Raw genomic sequence first — 19295 nt, 5'->3', positions numbered from 1 at the left:
ACTAAAAAGACATAACAATGGCACGTTTAAAAGCAATAAATCCTGACGAAGCAACAGGCAAAACAAAAGAATTATTTAATGCTATACAAAGCAAATTAGGTGTAGTACCTAACATGATGCGCACAATGGGTAGTTCCCCAGCATTGCTGCAAGGTTACCTTGATCTGAACAATACTTTATCCCATGGCTTACTGGGTGCAAAAACCGGTGAGCTATTGGCGCTATCAATAGCCGAGAAAAACGCTTGTGATTATTGTTTATCAGCACACTCTTATATCAGCGAAAAACTGGTTCATATTGATACCAGCAGCATTATTAAAGCTCGTCATGCAAATTCTGCTGATGCAAAAATAGATGCGGTTCTCAAATTCGCTAATGTACTAATTACTAAAAATGGCCTGGTTAATGACAGTGACGTTGAAACTGTAAGAGCTGCCGGTCTGTCAGAAGGTGAAATTGGCGAAATTGTTGGCCACGTTGCGTTGAATATATTGACCAACTATTTTAACAATACCGCTGATACCGTAATTGATTTCCCGGTCGCAAAACCACTACAGGATATTGAAGCTTAATGATCATATTTAGCTAACAGTAAAAGTCAACAGCAAATGCTTTGGCTTTTGCTGTATTATTTAACTTTATTAAAACTATTGTTATGAATTATCCAAAAATGGCTTTTACCAATGCCGTAAAAGATTTTCAGGAGCGTTATGGTAGCCGTGCGAGTTATGGCCGGATGGAAGAACATCGTTACACTGATGGATTAACGGAAAGCGAAGAGGAATTTATCGCCTGGCAGGATAATTTTTATATGTCGACCATAAGTGAAAATGGCTATCCTTACGTTCAGTTTCGTGGTGGGCCAAAAGGCTTTTTGAAAGTAATTGATCAGGAAACACTTGGCTTTATTGATTTTGGCGGTAATAAACAATATATTTCAACAGGTAATTTAGCTACCAATAATAAAGTAGCGCTATTCCTTCTTGACCAGGCGGCCAGGACAAGGTTGAAAATATTTGCCGAAGCCAGTGTACTTCCGATTGAAGATAACTTATATCTATATGACAAGCTTAATCTTGAAGATTATAAATTTAAAGCTGAAAGAATAATACTGTTTAAAGTAAAAGCATACGACTGGAACTGTCCGCAACATATAACGCCGAGATATACTTTGGAAGAGATTCAGGAAGAATTTGCCGCACAACATGAATATATAAATAAGTTAAGAAAAGAAAACGCTGATTTAAAGGCACAATTAGCTAATACTACTAATAACAAATGACCGGTACTCAAAATACGTTTACATTGACAGACGAGCCAAAGGGGAATCTCGCCTTTAAATTATTTTGGTTTGATGATAACAGCCATTTTGATCATTTACAACGCCATAACTACTTCTCGCTCATTTGGATCAAAGAAGGATCGGGAATATTGAAATCAGATTTTTCTGAATACGGCTTTGAAGCCGGCCGAATGTTGGCTTTTTCGCTTTATCAGCCGTTCATGTTGTCGGCTAAAGAGCCGATAAAGGGCGTGGCCATTCAGTTTCACCCTGATTTTTTTTGTATTCTTAAACATCATAAAGAAGTATCATGCAGTGGTATCCTATTTGATAATATATACCGCCCCCTTATGTAATGGTTGATGCTGTAAACGAATCGCTCTTAAATTTACTATTGGAACAAATGAAAGCCGAAATGCTCAATAAAGCTCTGGCACAGTATGAGATACTGATCTCCTATCTTAAAATATTCCTGATAACAGCATCCCGTTTAAAAACAGAGCAACAGGCTATTTTACACCAGCCAGATAAGGACTTCAAAGGGCCTTATATACTGCAGGATCTGAAGGATGCCATTGAAACGCATTTTAAAACCAAACACAGTGCCAGCCACTATGCCGATATGTTGAATATTTCGGCGAAGGCCCTGGCTCGTATCACTAAAACCCATTTTAATAAAACCATCAGTAACCTGATTGCCGAACGCATTATTATTGAAGCGAAACGCGAATTGTATTTAACCAATAAACCGATAAAGGAAATTGCCTACGAATTAGGTTATGATGACGAATACTATTTCAGTAGATTTTTTAAGACCAATGCCGATGTATCGCCGCAATTATACCGGGATACAGTTGGTTATGGTCGTGCGAGCGCTTAAATTAAAACTTATCCCGGTATATTTGGTTTTTACATAAACTTTAATCATGCCTGAATTACCCGATCTGCAAGCATTTAGTCACAACCTGGATAAAAAATTAGCCGGAAAAACGGTTAAACATATTGCCGTTATCAACGCTAAAAAATTAAATGTGAGCCATCAGGAGCTCCAGCAAACGCTCGAAGGTCAGAAACTGGTTAAGGTGTACCGGGAGGGCAAGGAGCTTCACCTTAAATTTTCAAAGGGTGATATCCTGGGTTTGCATTTGATGCTACATGGTAAGCTATTTTTGTTTGAAGGTAAAAGCGAAAATAAATACCCCATCATTGAATTGCACTTTACTGATGGTACAGGTTTAGTGCTGACAGACTTTCAAGGGATTGCTACCCCCACCTTAAACCCTGAAGAAAAGGAAGTGCCCGATGCTTTATCAAAAGACGCCGGTGTTGACTATTTAACCACCCGTCTGCAAAAAACCAAAACCAATATCAAAACCATATTGCTCGATCAAAAGATCATTCGCGGTATAGGCAATGCTTATGCAGATGAGATCTTGTGGCATGCAGGCATATCGCCGATGTCCATCAGCAATAAGATTCCGGAGCATAAGATAAAGGAACTTGTTAAATCCATCCATATCGTACTTACTGATGCCGAAAAGGCTATCCTGAAAGCCAACCCGGATATTATCAACGGCGAAGTAAGGGACTTTATGCATATCCACAATTCAAAAAAGACTCATAGCCCCAAAGGCGAAAAGATAATTGTGAAGGAAGGTACAAGGAAAACGTATTATACCGAAGAGCAGGAGTTGTATAGTTAATTATGCCTTTGTTTGTCATCCTGAGTGCAGCGAAGGATCTATTCGTACATGTATGGTGATAATAGATTCTTCGCTGCGCTCGGAATGACAAAATTGTAAGATTTGAAATGTCCTACTTCAATTTCTTTACCAGCACATTAAAATCAGCCCCAACAACGGGTATCTTTTTCCAAATAGCATCCATGTCTTTTTTATAATAGGTGCCACCATTGAGCACTCCGCATGAAAAACCGAGTTCTTTACGAGGTTGTGTTTTTAAGAATTCTACGGCAACCAATATATCGCCTTTTACCTCCACCTTGTACGGTGCCAGATCAACAGTGATCAGTTGGTTATTCATTAATGGCTCATTAGGGCCTTTTTCTCTTATTATTGCCCCCTTTATTTCTTCTTTAACCAGGTTATTGCCTTCCGGTAATTTATCGCCCATGGCATATACATTTACTTTAAACGGGATAGTATCCTTGCCCAGGTTATCAACATGAAAGCTCAACTTCAGCAATTCAACTGGTTTATGACCTGCATTCATTCTGATACCTACCTGTGCACCCTTTACAACATTGAATGAGTTATTGGTGGTTCCCGATCGTAATTTATTGCCTATTGTTTTTGTTTTGTCCTGCGCCAGACTGTTAAAAGCTGCAAAACAAATAAAACAGATAAACAATAATTTAAATATTTTGGATAGCGGCAGGCAATGATTGATCATAAAGCAGTTTAAAATGATGTTAATTAAAAGCAAGACGAAACCATGTGCAAATTGGTTGCATGCTTCCCTCCTTTTATTTCCTAATCATTTTATAATGCCAGATACCGGCCTCCTCAAACTCTGGACCTGTTTTTTCAAAATTAAATCGCTCATACAAGGATACGGCCTGTGTTTGCGCATGCATGTAAACATAAGTAGCTTCGGCAGGCAGATCATCCAGAACAGTTTGAACCAGAGCCTGCCCTATTCCATGACCACGGAATTTTTTTAATACGGCAAAACGTTCCAGTTTATAACCTTTGTCTGTTTTTCGCCAGCGACAGGCACCTGCGGGTTCGCCATCAATAGTAGCTAAAAAATGGGTCGATTCATCTTCAAACTCCCATTCTAATTCGGGAGGACAATTTTGTTCAACTACAAAAACTTCGCGCCTTACGGCAAAAACTTTATCGAGGTCGGTTTGCTCAGTTACTTTTCTTACTTCTAAGCTTGAGTTTATGGGCATTATAATGCGGTTTGGTTTTAAGTATAGTTAGTTTCGCGTTATGATTCTCTTCTGCAGCATCAATAGAGTGGGTGCAGGTGAGATCATCTTCCTGCTCGGCAAGTATCGATAACTGTACATAAAATTTATGCAGTTGGTCAAGCTCTTGTTCGTTCATCTCCTCAATATCCACCATCCGGTTGCTGGCACCCTGATGAGAGGCCAACAATTCATTTAATTTTAAGTGTACTGCCTTTGAATCCTTGTTTTGCGATTTTTGGATCAGGAAAACCATTAAAAAAGTAACAATGGTAGTACCTGTATTGATAATAAGCTGCCAGGTATCAGAGTAATGAAATATAGGCCCCGTGATACCCCATACAACAATAATGCTTACAGCAGTTAAAAAGGCCCCGGAACTACCTGTGGCAATGGTTGCCCAGTTGGCAAAACGTTCAAATAAATTCTTCTTTTTTTTAGCGATCTCTGCCATACAGGTAAATTATCAGGTTTGGAAAACGCTTGTAAAAACAAAACGCCATTACAACAAATGTAACAGCGCTTTGTTAGTTTTTGATGAATATTATAGTTTGCTGTTTACATCAACGCAATTAAGGTCTTCAAAAGCAGCGGCTAAACGTTTTACAAAAGTTTCTTCGCCTTTGCGTAACCATACGCGCGGGTCGTAATATTTTTTGTTTGGAGAGTCTTCACCTTCTGGGTTACCTATTTGGTGCTGCAGGTAAGCTTCTTTTGATTTGTAGTAATCTTTAATACCTTCCCAGTATGCCCATTGCATATCGGTATCGATATTCATTTTAATAGCTCCGTAAGAGATAGCCTCGCGGATCTCTTCCTGGCTTGAACCAGAACCACCGTGGAATACAAAGTTGATAGGCTTTTCGGCAGTTAAACCAAAAGTTTTTTTCACATACTCTTGTGAGTTGTGTAAAATAACCGGTTGTAATTTAACATTACCTGGTTTGTAAACGCCGTGCACGTTACCAAAAGCAGCAGCTACGGTAAAACGAGGGCTCACTTTTAAGAGGTGTTCGTAAGAGTAAGCAACATCTTCTGGTTGGGTATATAAACGTGAGCTGTCAACATCGGAGTTGTCAACACCATCTTCTTCACCACCGGTTACACCCAACTCAATTTCCAGGGTCATCCCTAATTTAGCCATACGGGCCAGGTATTTTGCAGAGATCTCAATATTTTCTTCGATAGGCTCTTCAGAAAGATCAAGCATGTGTGATGAGAAAAGTGGTTTACCGGTTTCGGCAAAGAATTTTTCGCCATGATCCAACAAGCCATCAATCCATGGTAAAAACTTCATAGCAGCGTGGTCTGTATGTAAAATTACGGCCACGCCATAATGTTCGGCCAATAAATGCACATGCTTTGCAGCTGATACAGCACCTAAAATACAGGCCTGAAGTTTTGAATTATCTAATGATTTACCGGCGTAAAATTGTGCACCGCCATTTGATAGTTGAATAATTACCGGAGAGTTTACCTGTTTGGCGGTTTCCATAACCGCGTTAATGGTGTTGGTACCAATAACGTTTACCGCAGGTAAAGCAAACTGATGCTTTTTAGCAACCTCAAATAGTTCCTGCACCTGATCGCCGTGCAGAACACCTTTATAATTTTTTAAATCCATGAGCTTTTATTTGGGCCTCGAAGTTATCATTTAGATGTGATATTTGAGATATTAGATTTAAGATTTTTAATTCTTTTTTGGGTTTTAGCATCTAATGGAGACTAAAAACTTATCTCATATCTCAAATCTCGTGTCTCAAATCTATATTTTTGATTTTAGTGTAAATAAGACACTTGAGTATAAAATGAATAAATTGGTCTCATATCTCCAACCTTATATCTCATATCTAAAATATTTTTTCGTTTCTTTGTAGTCAATTGAAAGAGCTCGACATAGATATGGCATGGTTTAAACGAGAGTTGAAAGGGATAATTACAACTACTGAGGAAAAGAAAGAAGCCCCCGATGGGATCTGGAATAAATGCCCTAATTGTAAGAAACCCTTGCATTATTCTGAGCAGGTTGAGAATCAATACGTTTGCCACTATTGTGGCTACCACCTGCGTATAGGTTCGAAAGAATATTTTGCAGTATTGTTTGATAATAACGAATTTACAGAGTTATTCCCGGATTTAACTTCGGGCGACCCGCTGCATTTTGAGGATACTAAAAAATACACCGACCGTCTAACAGAAACACAAAAGAAAACAGGATTAAAAGACGCTATACGCGCAGGAGCCGGTAAAATTGACGGGCAAGACCTGGTTATTGCTTGTATGGATTTTAACTTCATCGGTGGTTCCATGGGATCGGTAGTTGGCGAAAAAATAGCTCGCTCCATTGATTACTGTATCGCTAACAAGGTTCCGTTCCTGATGATATCCAAATCGGGCGGTGCCAGAATGATGGAAGCAGCCTTTTCATTAATGCAGATGGCTAAAACATCGGCTAAGCTGGCCTTACTGTCGCAGGCTAAAATTCCTTATATTTCTTTACTCACTGATCCTACTACAGGTGGTGTTACCGCATCATATGCGATGCTGGGCGATATCAACATTGCCGAACCTGGTGCATTGATAGGTTTTGCCGGCCCGAGGGTTATTAAAGAAACCATTAAAAAAGATCTGCCGAAAGGATTCCAAACCGCCGAGTTTGTACAGGAACACGGCTTCCTTGACTTTATTGTCGATCGCCGGGAAATGAAAGAAAAACTGGCATCATTTATTAAAATGATGGCTAACTAAAATATTGTTCAGCTAAACAACAAGAAAGGTCATTCATTTTGGATGGCCTTTCTTGTTATCGATAGCCGTTGCCGGTTACTTTCCTATAGTACCGTCTAAAGCGCCACGGCCTTCAACTTCTTGATCGGGAAGATCAGCAAGGCTACCATCTTCATTCAAAACATTAAGGTTCTTTTTATCAGGACCTTGTTTTTCAAGATTGTTTTTACTTTGAGTAGTACTGGTGTCTATATTCCGGGTGCTTTCTCTTGTTTCCTTATTGTTATTTTGCTGGTTTTTGCCAGGATTTTTATAATTATTCATCTTCTTATCCTCCATCTAACGTTTTCAGTATAATATTAGAGACCATTATATCCCTTCTGTACCTGGTTCATGACCCAGCATCCGGCCGGTGGTACGACCCTGCGGGCGGCTCTCGAAGTCAGTTTTAGCAGGCCCTTCAGATGGGAACTCTTTTTTGTTAGGCGGATTTACATCTATATTCTCGCTATATGAGGTATCGGCTCCACGGGTTGGCTGATCAACCTCCTGCTGGCGTTGATATCCCGAACCTTCATTATTTGTTTCACCCTCTTCCGGTATCTCATTGCCGTCGTCTTCCTCTGGCACTTCCTCAGGAACGTCATATTCCTCGTCCTCGTCGTTTAGGTCTTCCTGATCAAAAGTAGGCTCCAGCTCGTCGCTGTAATTGCCTTCGTCCTCTTTCAATTCGTCATTATCAAGTTCACTACTGTTAAAGTCGTCCTCATTCTGGCCGGCGAAAGAGTTGGTATTATTGTCGAAATCATTACGATTATTATCCTGGGAATCCCAGGCTTCTTCATTATTCAGTATCATAGGTTTTTCAATTTAATAGTTAATTGATAAACCAATCGGGAAGGGATATTGTTTTTTATATTATATAAATAGGATAATTTATTTCTATTAAAGAAATTGTTATCATCAGGAATTTCTGCCTTCCTAAAACTTTTTAAACCCCTAATTTTAACACTTTTCGGCTGAAAAAAGAGGCAAAAACCATTCAAAATCATTTAAAAAACATCCATTTTAACACTTTTTAACAAATTTCAACATGGTTTTGCGCAATTTTCAAAACTTTAAAAAGTAATTATAGATTATCAAATAACTACATGCCAAGCGGTTAGTTTTTACCTTGTTTTGCCCTTAATTAAACAGCCCGGTTACCTTAAAAAGATAACCGGGCTGCGAGTTATAGAAATGTACTAAAATTTCTGGGAGATCTTTTAATATAGTTTCAGAAAATTAAGCGTTCACCGGGCAAAGCTCACGAACTTTTGACACAACGTAATCAACTTCTTCCTTGGTGCTGTATTTGGAGAACGAGAATCTTACCGATGGCTTTGATGAGCTTGCTCCAATAGCGGTAAGCACATGGGAGCCAATGTCGGTACCTGAGCTGCAGGCACTGCCACCAGATGCCGAAACACCTGCTATATCCAGGTTAAACAACAGCATATCCCCCATTTCCATTTCCGGGAAAGCTACGTTCAATACAGTGTACAAACTTTTCTCCGGATCTGTTTCGCCATTAAAGCTAATGCCGGGGATCTGGTCTGTCAGTTTACCCATCATATAGGTTTTTAGGTCCTGAATGTGGTTGCGGTGCTGCTCCATTTCGGCATAAGCCAGTTCAAGCGCCTTAGCCAGGCCTACTATACCATAAATATTCTCGGTGCCGCCGCGCATATTACGTTCTTGAGCACCGCCATAAATAAAGGGTTTTATTTTAATACGATGATTTACGTGTAAGAAACCAACTCCCTTTGGCCCATGCAGTTTATGCCCGGCGCAAACTAAAAAGTGTGCTTTTAACTTACTCAGGTCGTGCTGGTAATGACCCATGGTTTGTACGGTATCGCAATGATAAATGGCGTTGTAAGCCTCACAAAGATCACCGATACGGATCATATCAGACAGGGTGCCAATTTCGTTATTGGCATGCATGATCGATACAAAGCTGCGCTCATTATTTTTCAATAATGTTTCCAGGTGATCATAATCAACATTGCCCTTGCTATCTACGTCAACAAAGCTCAGCTTAATAATGCCCGATTTTTCCATCGCTTCCAGCGTATGCAGCACCGCATGGTGCTCTATATGACTGGTAATAGCGTGGGTAATGTTATGATCAACAATACCGCAGCGAATGGCTGTATTATCGGCCTCCGTACCGCTTGAGGTAAAAAATATCTCGGCAGGTGAAGTGTGCAGTAAGCCGGCTATGGTTTTGCGCGCCCGCTCGATCAGTGTGCGTGCTTCGCGACCGTGGGCATGGATAGATGAAGGGTTACCATAATGGTTCTCCATCACTTTGTACATTTCTTTTAAAACCTCCGGATCAAGCGGTGTGGTGGCCGCGTTATCAAAGTATACACGCATCTCTCTTACAATTATTGATTTATTGAATTAGTGAATTAGTGATTTTTGAAAAAGTCTTTAATCCTTCTTCAAAAATCCTTACTTCAATTTCGTAATTATTGAATTAGTGATTGAAAAAGTAGAGGATTTCTTCCAAAAACTACTCACCACTCTCAATTCACCACTCACTACTTAATTTAATATTTCTTTTATATCGGCAATTATTTTGTTTGCCAGGCCGTTTGCTACCGTTTCTGAATTACCTTCAGAGTATATCCTGATAATAGGTTCGGTGTTTGACCGGCGCAAATGTACCCATTCTTTGTCAAATTCTATCTTCAGGCCATCAATGGTGCTGTGCGGCTGTTTGCTATATTTCTGCTCTACCTTAGTTAAAAGGGCATCTATATCCATTTCAGGTGTCAGGGTTATTTTGTTTTTAGAAATAAAATAACCTGGATATGACATACGAAGCTGAGAAATAGATTTACCATACTTAGCCAAATGGGTTAAAAACAGCGCGATGCCTACTAAAGCGTCGCGACCATAATGCAATTCGGGATAAATTACCCCGCCATTACCTTCGCCGCCTATAACAGCATTTACTTCTTTCATTTTGTTAACCACGTTCACCTCGCCTACCGCTGCCGCGTGGTATTCGCCGCCTTCTTTTTCGGTAACATCGCGCAGGGCGCGGGTTGATGACAGGTTTGATACGGTATTGCCTTTATTGTTTTGCAATACATAATCGGCTACGGCTACCAGGGTATATTCTTCGCCAAACATATTGCCATCTTCGCAAACAAAGCAAAGACGATCAACATCCGGATCAACAGCTATACCTAAATGAGCCCTTTTGACGGTTACTTCTTTGGATAATGCTACCAGGTTTTCGGGCAATGGCTCAGGGTTATGCGGAAAATTACCATCCGGTTCGCAATATAATTCGTGAACGGTGTCAACACCCAGAGCTTTAAGCAGAGCTGGCACATAAATACCACCAGTAGAGTTCACACAGTCGATCACTACATTAAACTGTGCTTTTTTAATAGCAGCCACATCAACCAGCGGTAATGCCAGTATCAGGTCGATATGTTTTTGCATCCAGCTGTCATCCTGGGTAACTTTACCCAAATCGTTCACATCGGCATAATTAAAATCGCTGTTCTCGGCTATTTCCAGTACCTCTTTACCATCGGCATCACTTATAAACTCGCCTTTTGCATTTAATAGTTTAAGGGCGTTCCATTGTTTAGGGTTATGGCTTGCGGTAAGGATAATGCCTCCCGCTGCTTGCTCGCCGGTAACGGCAACTTCTACCGTAGGTGTTGTGGACAAGCCCAGATCGATCACATCAATACCCAAACCTTGCAGCGTACCGATAACCAGATTATTGACCATAGTGCCCGACAGGCGCGCATCGCGACCGACAACAATTTTTTTGATGCCCGATTTTTTTACGGCCCATGCACCATAAGCCGATGTGAATTTAACAATATCCAATGGTGTTAAACCGTCGCCAACAGCACCGCCTATGGTGCCGCGGATCCCTGAAATAGATTTTATGAGTGTCAAAATTATTTGGTTTTGAGAGGCAAAAGTATAAATATTTAACTGATAAGCGGTGTATAAACAGGTACAATTTACAGGCTGAACTTGATTTATAAGCCACTTTTTTCACGCAAACGTTTGTGATAAACGGCTTTTTAATTGTTGTTGTAAATGCAACAAAGCTACATTATGTACTTTGATTGTAAATTATCCATTTATTTACCAGCATTAACCATACCGCATCAATGTTGTTTTAAAGTAATTGATAACTTTGCCAACTAATCGCGGCTTCATATCAGCGCGGCTTTTATCCATTACATACAAACGGCAATGCCTGAACATCTATTACAACTCGACCGGCATTTATTCTATCTTATAAATCACGATCTGTCGAACCCGTTTTTTGACTGGATCATGCCTTTGCTGCGTAATCCCAAATTCTGGATCCCGTTGTACCTGTTTATTGTTGGCTTTTGTATCTACCGTTATAAAAAAACGGGCGTTATCATCATCGTATTGCTGGCTATCACAGCCGGCTTTGCCGATTTTACCAGCGCCAGTATCATTAAGTATAATGTAAAACGCCTGCGCCCCTGCCGCGACCCTATAGTTTCGCAAACCGATATCAGTCGGGTGCCTTGCGGAACGGGCTACAGCTTCCCCTCTACCCATGCTACCGATCATTTTGCAATGGCTATTTTTTTGAGCCTGGTATTTTTCAGAAAATGGCGCTGGATCTGGCTTTGGGCTATACTATGGGCTGGTATTATCAGTTTTGCCCAGGTGTATGTGGGCGTACACTTTCCGGTTGATGTTGCTTGCGGCGCCATTTATGGTGCATTGGTGGGTGGCTTATTCGCTTTACTGTTTAAAAAATTACAACCTGCTTTTTAATGGCTGTCTGGAAAATTTGTTTACTATTCTTTTGTGCCTTCTTTGGCGGCACCTCTGTGTTTTTCTTTAAGGGTGATAACCATAAAACCCTTAAACTGGTGTTATCATTCAGCGGCGCTTATCTGTTTGGTATTACGGTGCTGCATTTAATACCGGATGCTTACCATGGTAATGATAATTGGGTGGGTGTTTTTATACTTGCCGGTTTCTTATTCCAGATCATTCTGGAGCAATTTTCTGATGGCATTGAGCATGGTCATATGCATAAACCTAAACATGACCTGGCTATTTTTCCGGTGGGGATCATGATCAGTCTTTGCTTGCATGCTTTTCTGGAAGGAATGCCGCTGGCTCAGGGCAACCAGGATCAGTTGGTTTATGGTATCGCGCTGCATCATATACCAGCCGCCTTTGCGCTGGCTACGGTTTTGTTAACCAATAAACAGAGCAAACAGAATACGATACTTTTTGTGGCTTTGTTTGCAGTGATGGCGCCTGCGGGTTATTTTTTTAGTACCGCGCTTAGCAATGGGGATATCGGTAATTTACAGCATTATTTTAATCGCATTATGGGTGTGGTTATCGGTATATTTTTGCATATCTCAACCACTATATTGTTTGAATCGAGTAACGATCATAAATTTAACCTGCGTAAAATGATCGCGGTGTTGCTGGGTGTTGCTATAGCGCTGGCGGGATTTGTGGGAGAGTTATAGCCCCAATTCTTTCTTCACGCGTCATTGCGAGGCACGAAGCAATCTCTATGCTGTACAGAGCAAACAAGCACGGTTAACCCGTCTGTGTAGAGATTGCTTCGTACCTCGCAATGACGAGCTGGTATTATGCGGATATGGTGAAACATCCGCACATCAATTAATTAATACTTTCCAGCATTTTAATATACAGATCGATACCTTCCCTGATCTCGTCTACATAAACAAACTCATCGGCTGTATGTGAACGCGCTGAATCGCCGGGACCTACTTTGATTGATGGGATATCCAGGAGCGACTGATCTGACGTGGTTGGTGAACCATAAGTGGTACGACCTAAAGCGATACCAGCCTGCACAATCGCGTGTTCTTTTGGTATAGACGATGGTTTTAAACGAATAGAACGCGGGTTAACATCGCAGCTAACGTGCTGACGGATGATCTCCAATACTTCCTCATTTCGATATGCGTCAGTCACCCTTACGTCAACGGTAAAGGTGCAACTGGCAGGTACTACATTATGCTGCGAACCAGCGTTGATGATAGTAACCGACATTTTTATCGGCCCAAATACTTCCGATTCTTTTGGAAATGTGAAACTGCGGAACCACTCAATATCCGTTAAAGCTTTATAAATGGCATTATCACCTTCTTCGCGGGCGGCATGTCCTGCGCGACCGTGGGCTACACAATCCAGCACCATTAAGCCACGTTCGGCAATGGCCAGCTGCATCAAAGTGGGCTCGCCTACTATGCCGAAATCCAGTTTGCCTAATTCGGGAATGATGAGTTCCAAACCGTTCACACCAGAAATCTCTTCTTCGGCTGTGGTGGCCAGGCAAAAGTTGTACTTTAAATTTTCCTGGTCATGAAAATAAAGAAATACCGCTATCAGCGATACCAGGCAGCCCCCGGCATCATTACTGCCCAGGCCGTAAAGCTTCCCGTCCTCAATTTTAGCGTCGTATGGATCGCGGGTATAGCCAGAGTTGGGTTTTACGGTATCGTGATGTGAGTTGAGCAAAATAGTCGGCTTGCGGGCATCAAAATGCTTATTCCAGGCCCAGATGTTATTCATTTTGCGATGCGTTTGCACACCGCGTTGCTGTAGAAACTCGTTAATCAGATCGGCAGTGCGATCTTCCTCTTTACTAAACGATTGTATGGATATCAGTTGTTGCAGTAAAGATACTGCCTGTTGAAATAGATTATTGTTATCGGCCATATATGTAGGCAATCCTATGATGGTAAGCGGGCAAAATTAATACTTTTTGGCCAGTATCAAGTAGTTAGTATCAAGTATCAAGACGCCTTTTTTTGTTAAATATGATTTTCAAAATCTTGATACTTGAAACTAACTACTTGATACTAAATTATTCATCTTCCATTTTAGAGTGTTTACGCGTATCATTCATGGTGGCATATAAAATGAGCGATAGCGCGATGCATACGGTAACATACCAGTAAAACCATTGCTGGTGGTGCTCGTTTTTAAATAGCAACGCAATATACTCGGCCGAGCCGCCAAATATGGACACGGCAATGGCATAGGGAAAGCCTACTCCCAGGGCGCGTACGTTGGCCGGGAACAGCTCAGCCTTCACTACCGCATTGATGGAGGTATAACCGCTAACGATGATCAGGGCTGCTAATATTAGCGCGAAAGCCACCCAAACATCTTTGGTTTCGCTCAAAAGCGTCATGATGGGTAAGGTACAGAGCGTGCCTAATACACCAAAACCGATGAGCAAGGGTTTACGGCCTATTTTGTCAGACAGCAGGCCAAACACAGGCTGCAGTAACATAAACACGGCCAGGGTAAGGGTTGATACCATAGTAGCGCTGCTTTTGCTGAACCCCGATGTATTCACCAGGAACTTTTGCATATAGGTAGTAAACGTATAAAAAGCGAGTGTGCCCCCTGCCGTTAAACCAATTACCGTAAATACCGCTTTAGGATGTTTAGCCAAAGCTTTTAGGGTACCCTGAGCCGACTTTGACTTGCTGCTTTCATTGGTAAATGAGGATGATTCCTGCAAGCTACGCCTTAGGTACATGGTGATTACGGCCAGAAATGCGCCGATACCAAATGGAATGCGCCAGCCCCAGTCGTGCAGTTGTTGTTCGCTTAAAAAAACACGTTGCAGTAGTACCAGTACTCCCAGCGCCATCAACTGCCCCATAATCAATGTTACATACTGAAAGCTTGAATAAAAGCCCCGGTGTTTTTTACCCGCCATTTCGCTCAGGTAGGTGGCGCTGGTACCATATTCGCCGCCAACACTTATGCCCTGTATAATGCGGGCGAGCACCAGCAACAAGGGAGCAGCTACGCCAATAGAGCGAAAACCTGGCGTTATGGTGATGATCAACGAGCCCACACTCATTAATAATACCGATGTGGTTAGCGCTTTTTTACGGCCATACCTGTCTGCAAAAGTACCCATGAGCCAGCCGCCTATGGGCCGCATCAAAAAGCCGATGGCAAAAATACCGGCCGTATTTAAGAGTTGTACGGTTTGATTATCTGAAGGAAAAAACGCGTCGGAAAAATAAAGAGAGAAAGCAGTGTATACATACCAGTCATACCATTCTACCAGGTTACCTAATGAGCCGCCAATGATGGATTTGATGCGCCCGGTTGTGGTTTTGGGTATGGGTTTGGTTAATTCGGTCATAATGTAGTATGGGTGATGTAAAGATAAATGTAAGAGATAATTTTATCCTTCCGGTAAAAATCAGCGAAATCATACAAATCAAAATAAATCAACGGTCAAAAATTCCTACCTTGTTTGATGCTTTTTACCGAAGACTTTTTGCACTATGTATGGAAATTCAGGCTATTTGATCGCACCGATCTGAAAACGGATGACGGCGAAGAACTGGAGATCCTTTCGGCCGGCATGGCCAATACTGATTCGGGCCCCGATTTTCATAACGCCCGTGTGCGGATAGGTGAAACGGTTTGGGCTGGAAATGTGGAGGTGCATCTTTCTTCGTCCGACTGGCAAAAGCATGGTCATACTACCGACAATGCCTATGACAATGTTATACTGCATGTAGTTTACCGCAATGATGTGCCACTTATTTTAGCCAACGGTCGTAAAGTACCCACCCTGCAACTCCAAAATCGCGTACCTGATGAATTGTACAACCGCTATCATCAAATGATCTTCGGCGAGCAACAGATCATTCCCTGCGAAAAAAGCATAGCCGGTATTGACGGACTCATCATGAGCAACTGGCTTACCCGTGTGCTGGTAGAACGACTGGAGAAACGATCCATAGCGGTAACGAATTCACTGAATTTAAACCACAACGATTGGGAAGAAACTTTTTACCAGTTCCTGGCTGCCAACTTTGGCTTTAAAACCAATGCCCTGCCTTTTGAATTGCTGGCCAAATCATTACCGCAACTCACGCTGGCTAAGCATAAAAACAACCCAATGCAAATAGAGGCCCTGATATTTGGGCAGGCCGGGTTCCTGGAAGCAGAGCTTAAAGACGAGTACCCATTGAAATTAAAAAAGGAGTATGATTTTCTGCGAAAGAAATATAACCTTCAACCTATCGAAAACCATTTATGGAAGTTCATGCGTCTGCGGCCACAAAACTTTCCGACGATTAGGCTGGCACAGTTTGCGGCGCTGATCGTGCAATCGAACCACCTGTTCTCTAAGATCCTGGAGATAAAAGATATCAACGCTTTGCGTGCCTTGTTTACCGATATTAAAGTGAGCGATTACTGGGAAGATCATTATCGTTTTGACGTACAATCAAAACCGGTATCAAAAACTTTGGGTGCGGCTTCTATCGATGTATTATTAATAAACACTTTGGCTTTATTTTTGTTCAGCTACGGAAAACAGCATCAGCAGCAGTATTATATTAGCAGGAGTTTAAAGTTATTGGAAAATTTACCGGCCGAACAAAATAATATTACCGAAGATTTTATTAACTTAGGGCTGAAAATTAACAATGCTTTTGAGTCGCAGGCGCTGCTGGAGTTAAAAAATAATTATTGTAATTATAAGAAATGCCTGCAATGTGGCGTTGGTAATAAAATATTAAAACTTGCCTGACATGATACAGAGAATCCTTACGTTTTTTGAACGATACTCCTTTGGTGTATGCACCTATCTTGGCGAAAAGTTTAACGTTTCTATCTCAAAGATCCGTTTGTTTTTTATTTACTCTTCATTCCTGGCTGTAGGTTTCCCGCTGATATTTTATTTTTTTGCCGGTATCGTACTGGATATCCGCAATTTTGTAAAGCGCCGTCATACCGGGGTTACGGATCTGTGACCGTTGATTTTTTTGATCGCGTTGATGCCGTTGATTTTTTTCTGAACCCTGATCTATAGGATTAAGGGATTCTCATTATTAATGCCATGATCTTAAAATCCGAAATCGAAAATCCGAATTCCGAAATTTTACAATAGTCTTCCTGTTTTTACGGCATCCTGCAGGTTACGTACCATGAATTTAGGTTTATAACAATATTGCGCAAGTTGTTTGGCCCAGGTGCTGTTATAGCCAAACATCAGCTTAATCATGCGTACTCGCGTTGAGCCCTTAGGATAGCCATATTTGTACCAGGTAAATTTGGATGGGTCAACCTTAAACTGATCGGCAAAATCTGCCAGGAAAAGATCTATCTCGATATCAAATATATCCAGGTCCAGATCAATGCTGGTATCCAGGTTCAGGCTGCCCGGGTCAACATGATTCAGTTTATAGCGGTTGCAATAATCAACAATAAATTCTTTTAAGGGTGGCAGTACTTCTTCCATTTTAATCGAATATAGCTTTGACCATGTGTTGTATAGGACGTCGTTTTTAAAATTAGGTTGCATCTGTGGAGACATTATTTTCAAAAAAAGGTTACCATAAATCGGCAGTAAATAAAAGTCGTATGATTATTATTGCAGTCTTGTTAATAAAAGCACATGAAACTAAAGGTTATAGCTTTTGACGCCGATGACACCCTTTGGGTAAACGAGCCCTATTTTTTAAAAACCGAGGAAAAATTTTGCAGTTTACTGGAGAACTTCTTACCCCAGCATACCATATCAAGCGAACTTTTTAAGATCGAGATAGCCAATCTGGCCTTGTATGGTTATGGCATAAAAGGATATATTTTGAGTATGATAGAGGCCGCGCTAAAAATATCCGACAAAAAGATCGGGCTTGATGCTATTGAGCTCATCATGCAGTACGGCAAGGAAATGCTTAATGAACCCATTGAACTATTGGATGGTGTAGAAGATGTGCTGGCAACCTTAAAAAAACATTACCGGCTCGTAGTAGCCACCAAAGGCGACCTGCTTGACCAGGAACGCAAGCTCAAAAAATCGGGATTGTCGCATTATTTTCACCATATCGAGATCATGTCTGATAAGCAGGATGATGATTATATCAAGCTCATCAAACACCTGGATATAAAGCCCGCGGAATTTATGATGGTAGGTAATTCCTTAAAATCTGATGTGATGCCGGTGCTTAATATTGGTGGTCATGCCATTCATGTACCTTTCCATACCACCTGGGCGCATGAACATGTAGAAACTAATTTGACTCACGAAAACTTTAAACAGGCTGATACACTTCGGGAAATTCTGCCGTATATATTGGCATGAAGCATAAATTAAACATCGATACCTGGGTACGCAAGGAGCATTTTAACTTTTTCAAAAACTTTGAAGAACCTTTTTATGGTGTTGTGGTCAACATCGACTGTACGCGGGCATACGCTTATGCTAAAGATAACGGCATATCATTTTTCCTGTATTATCTGCACAAATCATTAACGGCTATTAATGAGCTGGAACCATTCAAATGCCGTATTTATGGAGATGAGGTGTATATTTATGATCGTATAAACGCCGGGCCAACTATCGGTCGTGCCAATGGTACTTTTGGTTTTGGCTACATCGATTTTCACCCTTCCCTGGATACATTTATAGCAGGCTCCAAAAAAGAGATTGAACGGGTGCAAAGTACCACTACCCTTTTCGCGCCAAAGCTCGATGATGATATTGTACATTACTCGGCCATGCCCTGGATCAATTTTACCAGTTTATCACATGCCCGCAGCTTTTCGTTTCCGGATAGCTGCCCGAAGATATCATTCGGAAAAATGACAGAAGAAAACGGCAAAAAAAGCATGCCTGTTTCTCTCCACGTACATCATGCCCTGGTTGATGGCCTGCATGTGGGACAATACTATGATCTTTTCCAGGAGCTGATGAACAGCAGTAATTAAACTACTGCTTTTTCCATTACAATGAGCTCTATCAACTGTTTAGGGCTCCCGAAACGACCATGGTCATGAAAGGGTTGTATCTCACCTGTAAATGCATACCCCCTGCGCTCATACCAGCTAATGAGCTCTGCACGGGTACTGATTACGGTCATGGTGATGGTATCGCAGTTAAACTGTTTGGCCAATTCCTCAGCAGCTTCCAACAGGGCCCGCCCCACTCCTTTGCCCTGTAGCACGGGTAACACGCTGAACATACCCAGGTATAGTTTCGGCCCTTTAACTTCCAGGTAAACACAGCCAGTGATCTGACCGTTGTTGTCGGTATGTTTCAATATGGTGATGGCCTCATTGCCGAAATATTCTTTCAGCATAGTTTCATCGATCCTAAGGCCATCTAACATATCGGCTTCCGATGTCCAGCCTTTTTTTGACTCTTCTCCGCGATAGGCGCTGTTAACTAATATGTTTAATTCCGGAACGTCGGCAAGTATGGCTTTGGTAATAATGGGCATAATTTAAAGGACATCT

The 19295-nt window shown here is 41.4% G+C and carries 24 protein-coding genes; 12 read left to right on the top strand and 12 right to left on the bottom strand.

Annotated elements, in window-relative coordinates; genetic code table 11:
• Positions 1 to 17 precede the first annotated feature (17 nt).
• The 5 genes from AB6735_RS13755 (at position 18) to AB6735_RS13735 (ending at position 2985) form a co-directional block, all read left to right on the top strand.
• Positions 18 to 572: a carboxymuconolactone decarboxylase family protein gene (locus AB6735_RS13755; RefSeq protein ID WP_370996422.1), complete on the top strand. Its 555-nt coding sequence runs from the start codon at positions 18 to 20 to the stop codon at positions 570 to 572.
• A gap of 83 nt (positions 573 to 655) precedes the next feature.
• Positions 656 to 1282, top strand: a complete 627-nt coding sequence (locus tag AB6735_RS13750; protein WP_370996421.1) for a pyridoxamine 5'-phosphate oxidase family protein — start codon at positions 656 to 658, stop codon at positions 1280 to 1282.
• The gene (locus tag AB6735_RS13745; RefSeq protein WP_370996420.1) at positions 1279 to 1638 is read left to right on the top strand and encodes a hypothetical protein; all 360 of its coding nucleotides are present in this window, start codon (positions 1279 to 1281) and stop codon (positions 1636 to 1638) included. The genes AB6735_RS13750 and AB6735_RS13745 overlap by 4 nt, the downstream gene beginning before the upstream one ends.
• Before the next feature lie 47 nt (positions 1639 to 1685).
• Complete coding sequence (locus AB6735_RS13740; RefSeq protein ID WP_370996419.1) at positions 1686 to 2162, top strand: helix-turn-helix domain-containing protein; 477 nt, start codon at positions 1686 to 1688, stop codon at positions 2160 to 2162.
• 46 nt (positions 2163 to 2208) lie between these two features.
• Positions 2209 to 2985, top strand: coding sequence for a DNA-formamidopyrimidine glycosylase family protein (locus tag AB6735_RS13735; protein WP_370996418.1), 777 nt, complete (start codon positions 2209 to 2211; stop codon positions 2983 to 2985).
• 112 nt (positions 2986 to 3097) lie between these two features.
• Here AB6735_RS13735 and AB6735_RS13730 read toward each other — a convergent pair whose 3' ends face one another.
• The 4 genes from AB6735_RS13730 to fbaA all read right to left on the bottom strand — a co-directional run bounded on the left by AB6735_RS13730 (position 3098) and on the right by fbaA (position 5841).
• A complete protein-coding gene (locus AB6735_RS13730) occupies positions 3098 to 3694 on the bottom strand; it encodes a hypothetical protein (RefSeq protein ID WP_370996417.1) in 597 nt (198 codons plus the stop codon).
• A 73-nt stretch (positions 3695 to 3767) separates the two neighbouring features.
• A complete protein-coding gene (locus AB6735_RS13725) occupies positions 3768 to 4199 on the bottom strand; it encodes a GNAT family N-acetyltransferase (RefSeq protein WP_370996416.1) in 432 nt (143 codons plus the stop codon).
• A complete protein-coding gene (locus AB6735_RS13720; RefSeq protein WP_370996415.1) occupies positions 4159 to 4671 on the bottom strand; it encodes a low affinity iron permease family protein in 513 nt (170 codons plus the stop codon). Before AB6735_RS13720 ends, AB6735_RS13725 begins: the two co-directional genes overlap by 41 nt.
• Positions 4672 to 4761: 90 nt before the next feature.
• Complete coding sequence (gene fbaA, locus AB6735_RS13715; protein ID WP_370996414.1) at positions 4762 to 5841, bottom strand: class II fructose-bisphosphate aldolase; 1080 nt, start codon at positions 5839 to 5841, stop codon at positions 4762 to 4764.
• A 278-nt stretch (positions 5842 to 6119) separates the two neighbouring features.
• Here fbaA and accD point away from each other — a divergent pair, with 278 nt between their 5' ends.
• Complete coding sequence (gene accD / locus AB6735_RS13710) at positions 6120 to 6965, top strand: acetyl-CoA carboxylase, carboxyltransferase subunit beta (protein ID WP_370996413.1); 846 nt, start codon at positions 6120 to 6122, stop codon at positions 6963 to 6965.
• 75 nt (positions 6966 to 7040) lie between these two features.
• Here the strand turns inward: accD and AB6735_RS13705 are convergent, their stop codons facing one another.
• The 4 genes from AB6735_RS13705 to glmM form a co-directional block, all read right to left on the bottom strand.
• Positions 7041 to 7268, bottom strand: a complete 228-nt coding sequence (locus tag AB6735_RS13705) for a hypothetical protein (protein ID WP_370996412.1) — start codon at positions 7266 to 7268, stop codon at positions 7041 to 7043.
• Between the two features lie 45 nt (positions 7269 to 7313).
• Positions 7314 to 7802 carry a hypothetical protein gene (locus AB6735_RS13700; protein ID WP_370996411.1) on the bottom strand — a complete coding sequence of 163 codons (489 nt, stop codon included), beginning with the start codon at positions 7800 to 7802 and terminating at the stop codon, positions 7314 to 7316.
• A gap of 426 nt (positions 7803 to 8228) precedes the next feature.
• The gene (locus AB6735_RS13695; RefSeq protein ID WP_370996410.1) at positions 8229 to 9365 is read right to left on the bottom strand and encodes a cysteine desulfurase family protein; all 1137 of its coding nucleotides are present in this window, start codon (positions 9363 to 9365) and stop codon (positions 8229 to 8231) included.
• Positions 9366 to 9536: 171 nt separating this feature from the next.
• A complete protein-coding gene (glmM, locus tag AB6735_RS13690; RefSeq protein WP_370996409.1) occupies positions 9537 to 10919 on the bottom strand; it encodes a phosphoglucosamine mutase in 1383 nt (460 codons plus the stop codon).
• A 306-nt stretch (positions 10920 to 11225) separates the two neighbouring features.
• On the opposite strand from glmM, the gene AB6735_RS13685 reads away from it, so the two are divergent.
• Together AB6735_RS13685 and AB6735_RS13680 are read left to right on the top strand one after the other, a co-directional pair.
• Positions 11226 to 11789, top strand: coding sequence for a phosphatase PAP2 family protein (locus AB6735_RS13685; RefSeq protein ID WP_370996408.1), 564 nt, complete (start codon positions 11226 to 11228; stop codon positions 11787 to 11789).
• Positions 11789 to 12505, top strand: a complete 717-nt coding sequence (locus AB6735_RS13680; protein WP_370996407.1) for a ZIP family metal transporter — start codon at positions 11789 to 11791, stop codon at positions 12503 to 12505. The genes AB6735_RS13685 and AB6735_RS13680 overlap by 1 nt, the downstream gene beginning before the upstream one ends.
• A gap of 157 nt (positions 12506 to 12662) precedes the next feature.
• Here AB6735_RS13680 and AB6735_RS13675 read toward each other — a convergent pair whose 3' ends face one another.
• Together AB6735_RS13675 and AB6735_RS13670 are read right to left on the bottom strand one after the other, a co-directional pair.
• A complete protein-coding gene (locus tag AB6735_RS13675) occupies positions 12663 to 13727 on the bottom strand; it encodes a M20 family metallo-hydrolase (protein ID WP_370996406.1) in 1065 nt (354 codons plus the stop codon).
• Between the two features lie 148 nt (positions 13728 to 13875).
• Entirely contained in the window at positions 13876 to 15180 is a 1305-nt protein-coding gene (locus tag AB6735_RS13670) for an MFS transporter (protein ID WP_370996405.1), read from the bottom strand.
• A 117-nt stretch (positions 15181 to 15297) separates the two neighbouring features.
• Between AB6735_RS13670 and AB6735_RS13665 the strand changes: the two genes are divergently transcribed.
• Together AB6735_RS13665 and AB6735_RS13660 are read left to right on the top strand one after the other, a co-directional pair.
• Positions 15298 to 16584, top strand: a complete 1287-nt coding sequence (locus AB6735_RS13665; RefSeq protein WP_370996404.1) for a DUF2851 family protein — start codon at positions 15298 to 15300, stop codon at positions 16582 to 16584.
• A gap of 1 nt (position 16585) precedes the next feature.
• Positions 16586 to 16807, top strand: coding sequence for a PspC domain-containing protein (locus AB6735_RS13660; protein ID WP_076373079.1), 222 nt, complete (start codon positions 16586 to 16588; stop codon positions 16805 to 16807).
• Between the two features lie 128 nt (positions 16808 to 16935).
• Here AB6735_RS13660 and AB6735_RS13655 read toward each other — a convergent pair whose 3' ends face one another.
• On the bottom strand, positions 16936 to 17295 hold the full coding sequence (locus tag AB6735_RS13655; RefSeq protein ID WP_370996403.1) for a DUF1493 family protein: 360 nt from the start codon (positions 17293 to 17295) through the stop codon (positions 16936 to 16938).
• Positions 17296 to 17451: 156 nt separating this feature from the next.
• On the opposite strand from AB6735_RS13655, the gene AB6735_RS13650 reads away from it, so the two are divergent.
• Positions 17452 to 18141: an HAD family hydrolase gene (locus tag AB6735_RS13650; protein WP_370996402.1), complete on the top strand. Its 690-nt coding sequence runs from the start codon at positions 17452 to 17454 to the stop codon at positions 18139 to 18141.
• The gene (locus tag AB6735_RS13645) at positions 18138 to 18767 is read left to right on the top strand and encodes a CatA-like O-acetyltransferase (protein ID WP_370996401.1); all 630 of its coding nucleotides are present in this window, start codon (positions 18138 to 18140) and stop codon (positions 18765 to 18767) included. Before AB6735_RS13650 ends, AB6735_RS13645 begins: the two co-directional genes overlap by 4 nt.
• On the opposite strand, the gene AB6735_RS13640 is transcribed toward AB6735_RS13645, so the two are convergent.
• Entirely contained in the window at positions 18764 to 19279 is a 516-nt protein-coding gene (locus tag AB6735_RS13640) for a GNAT family N-acetyltransferase (protein WP_370996400.1), read from the bottom strand. The two genes, AB6735_RS13645 and AB6735_RS13640, sit on opposite strands and share 4 nt — an antisense overlap.
• Between the last annotated feature and the right edge of the window lie 16 nt (positions 19280 to 19295).

The sequence above is a fragment of the Mucilaginibacter sp. RCC_168 genome (assembly GCF_041355315.1).
GTDB lineage: Bacteria > Bacteroidota > Bacteroidia > Sphingobacteriales > Sphingobacteriaceae > Mucilaginibacter.
This window is presented reverse-complemented; position numbering and strand designations above follow the sequence as displayed.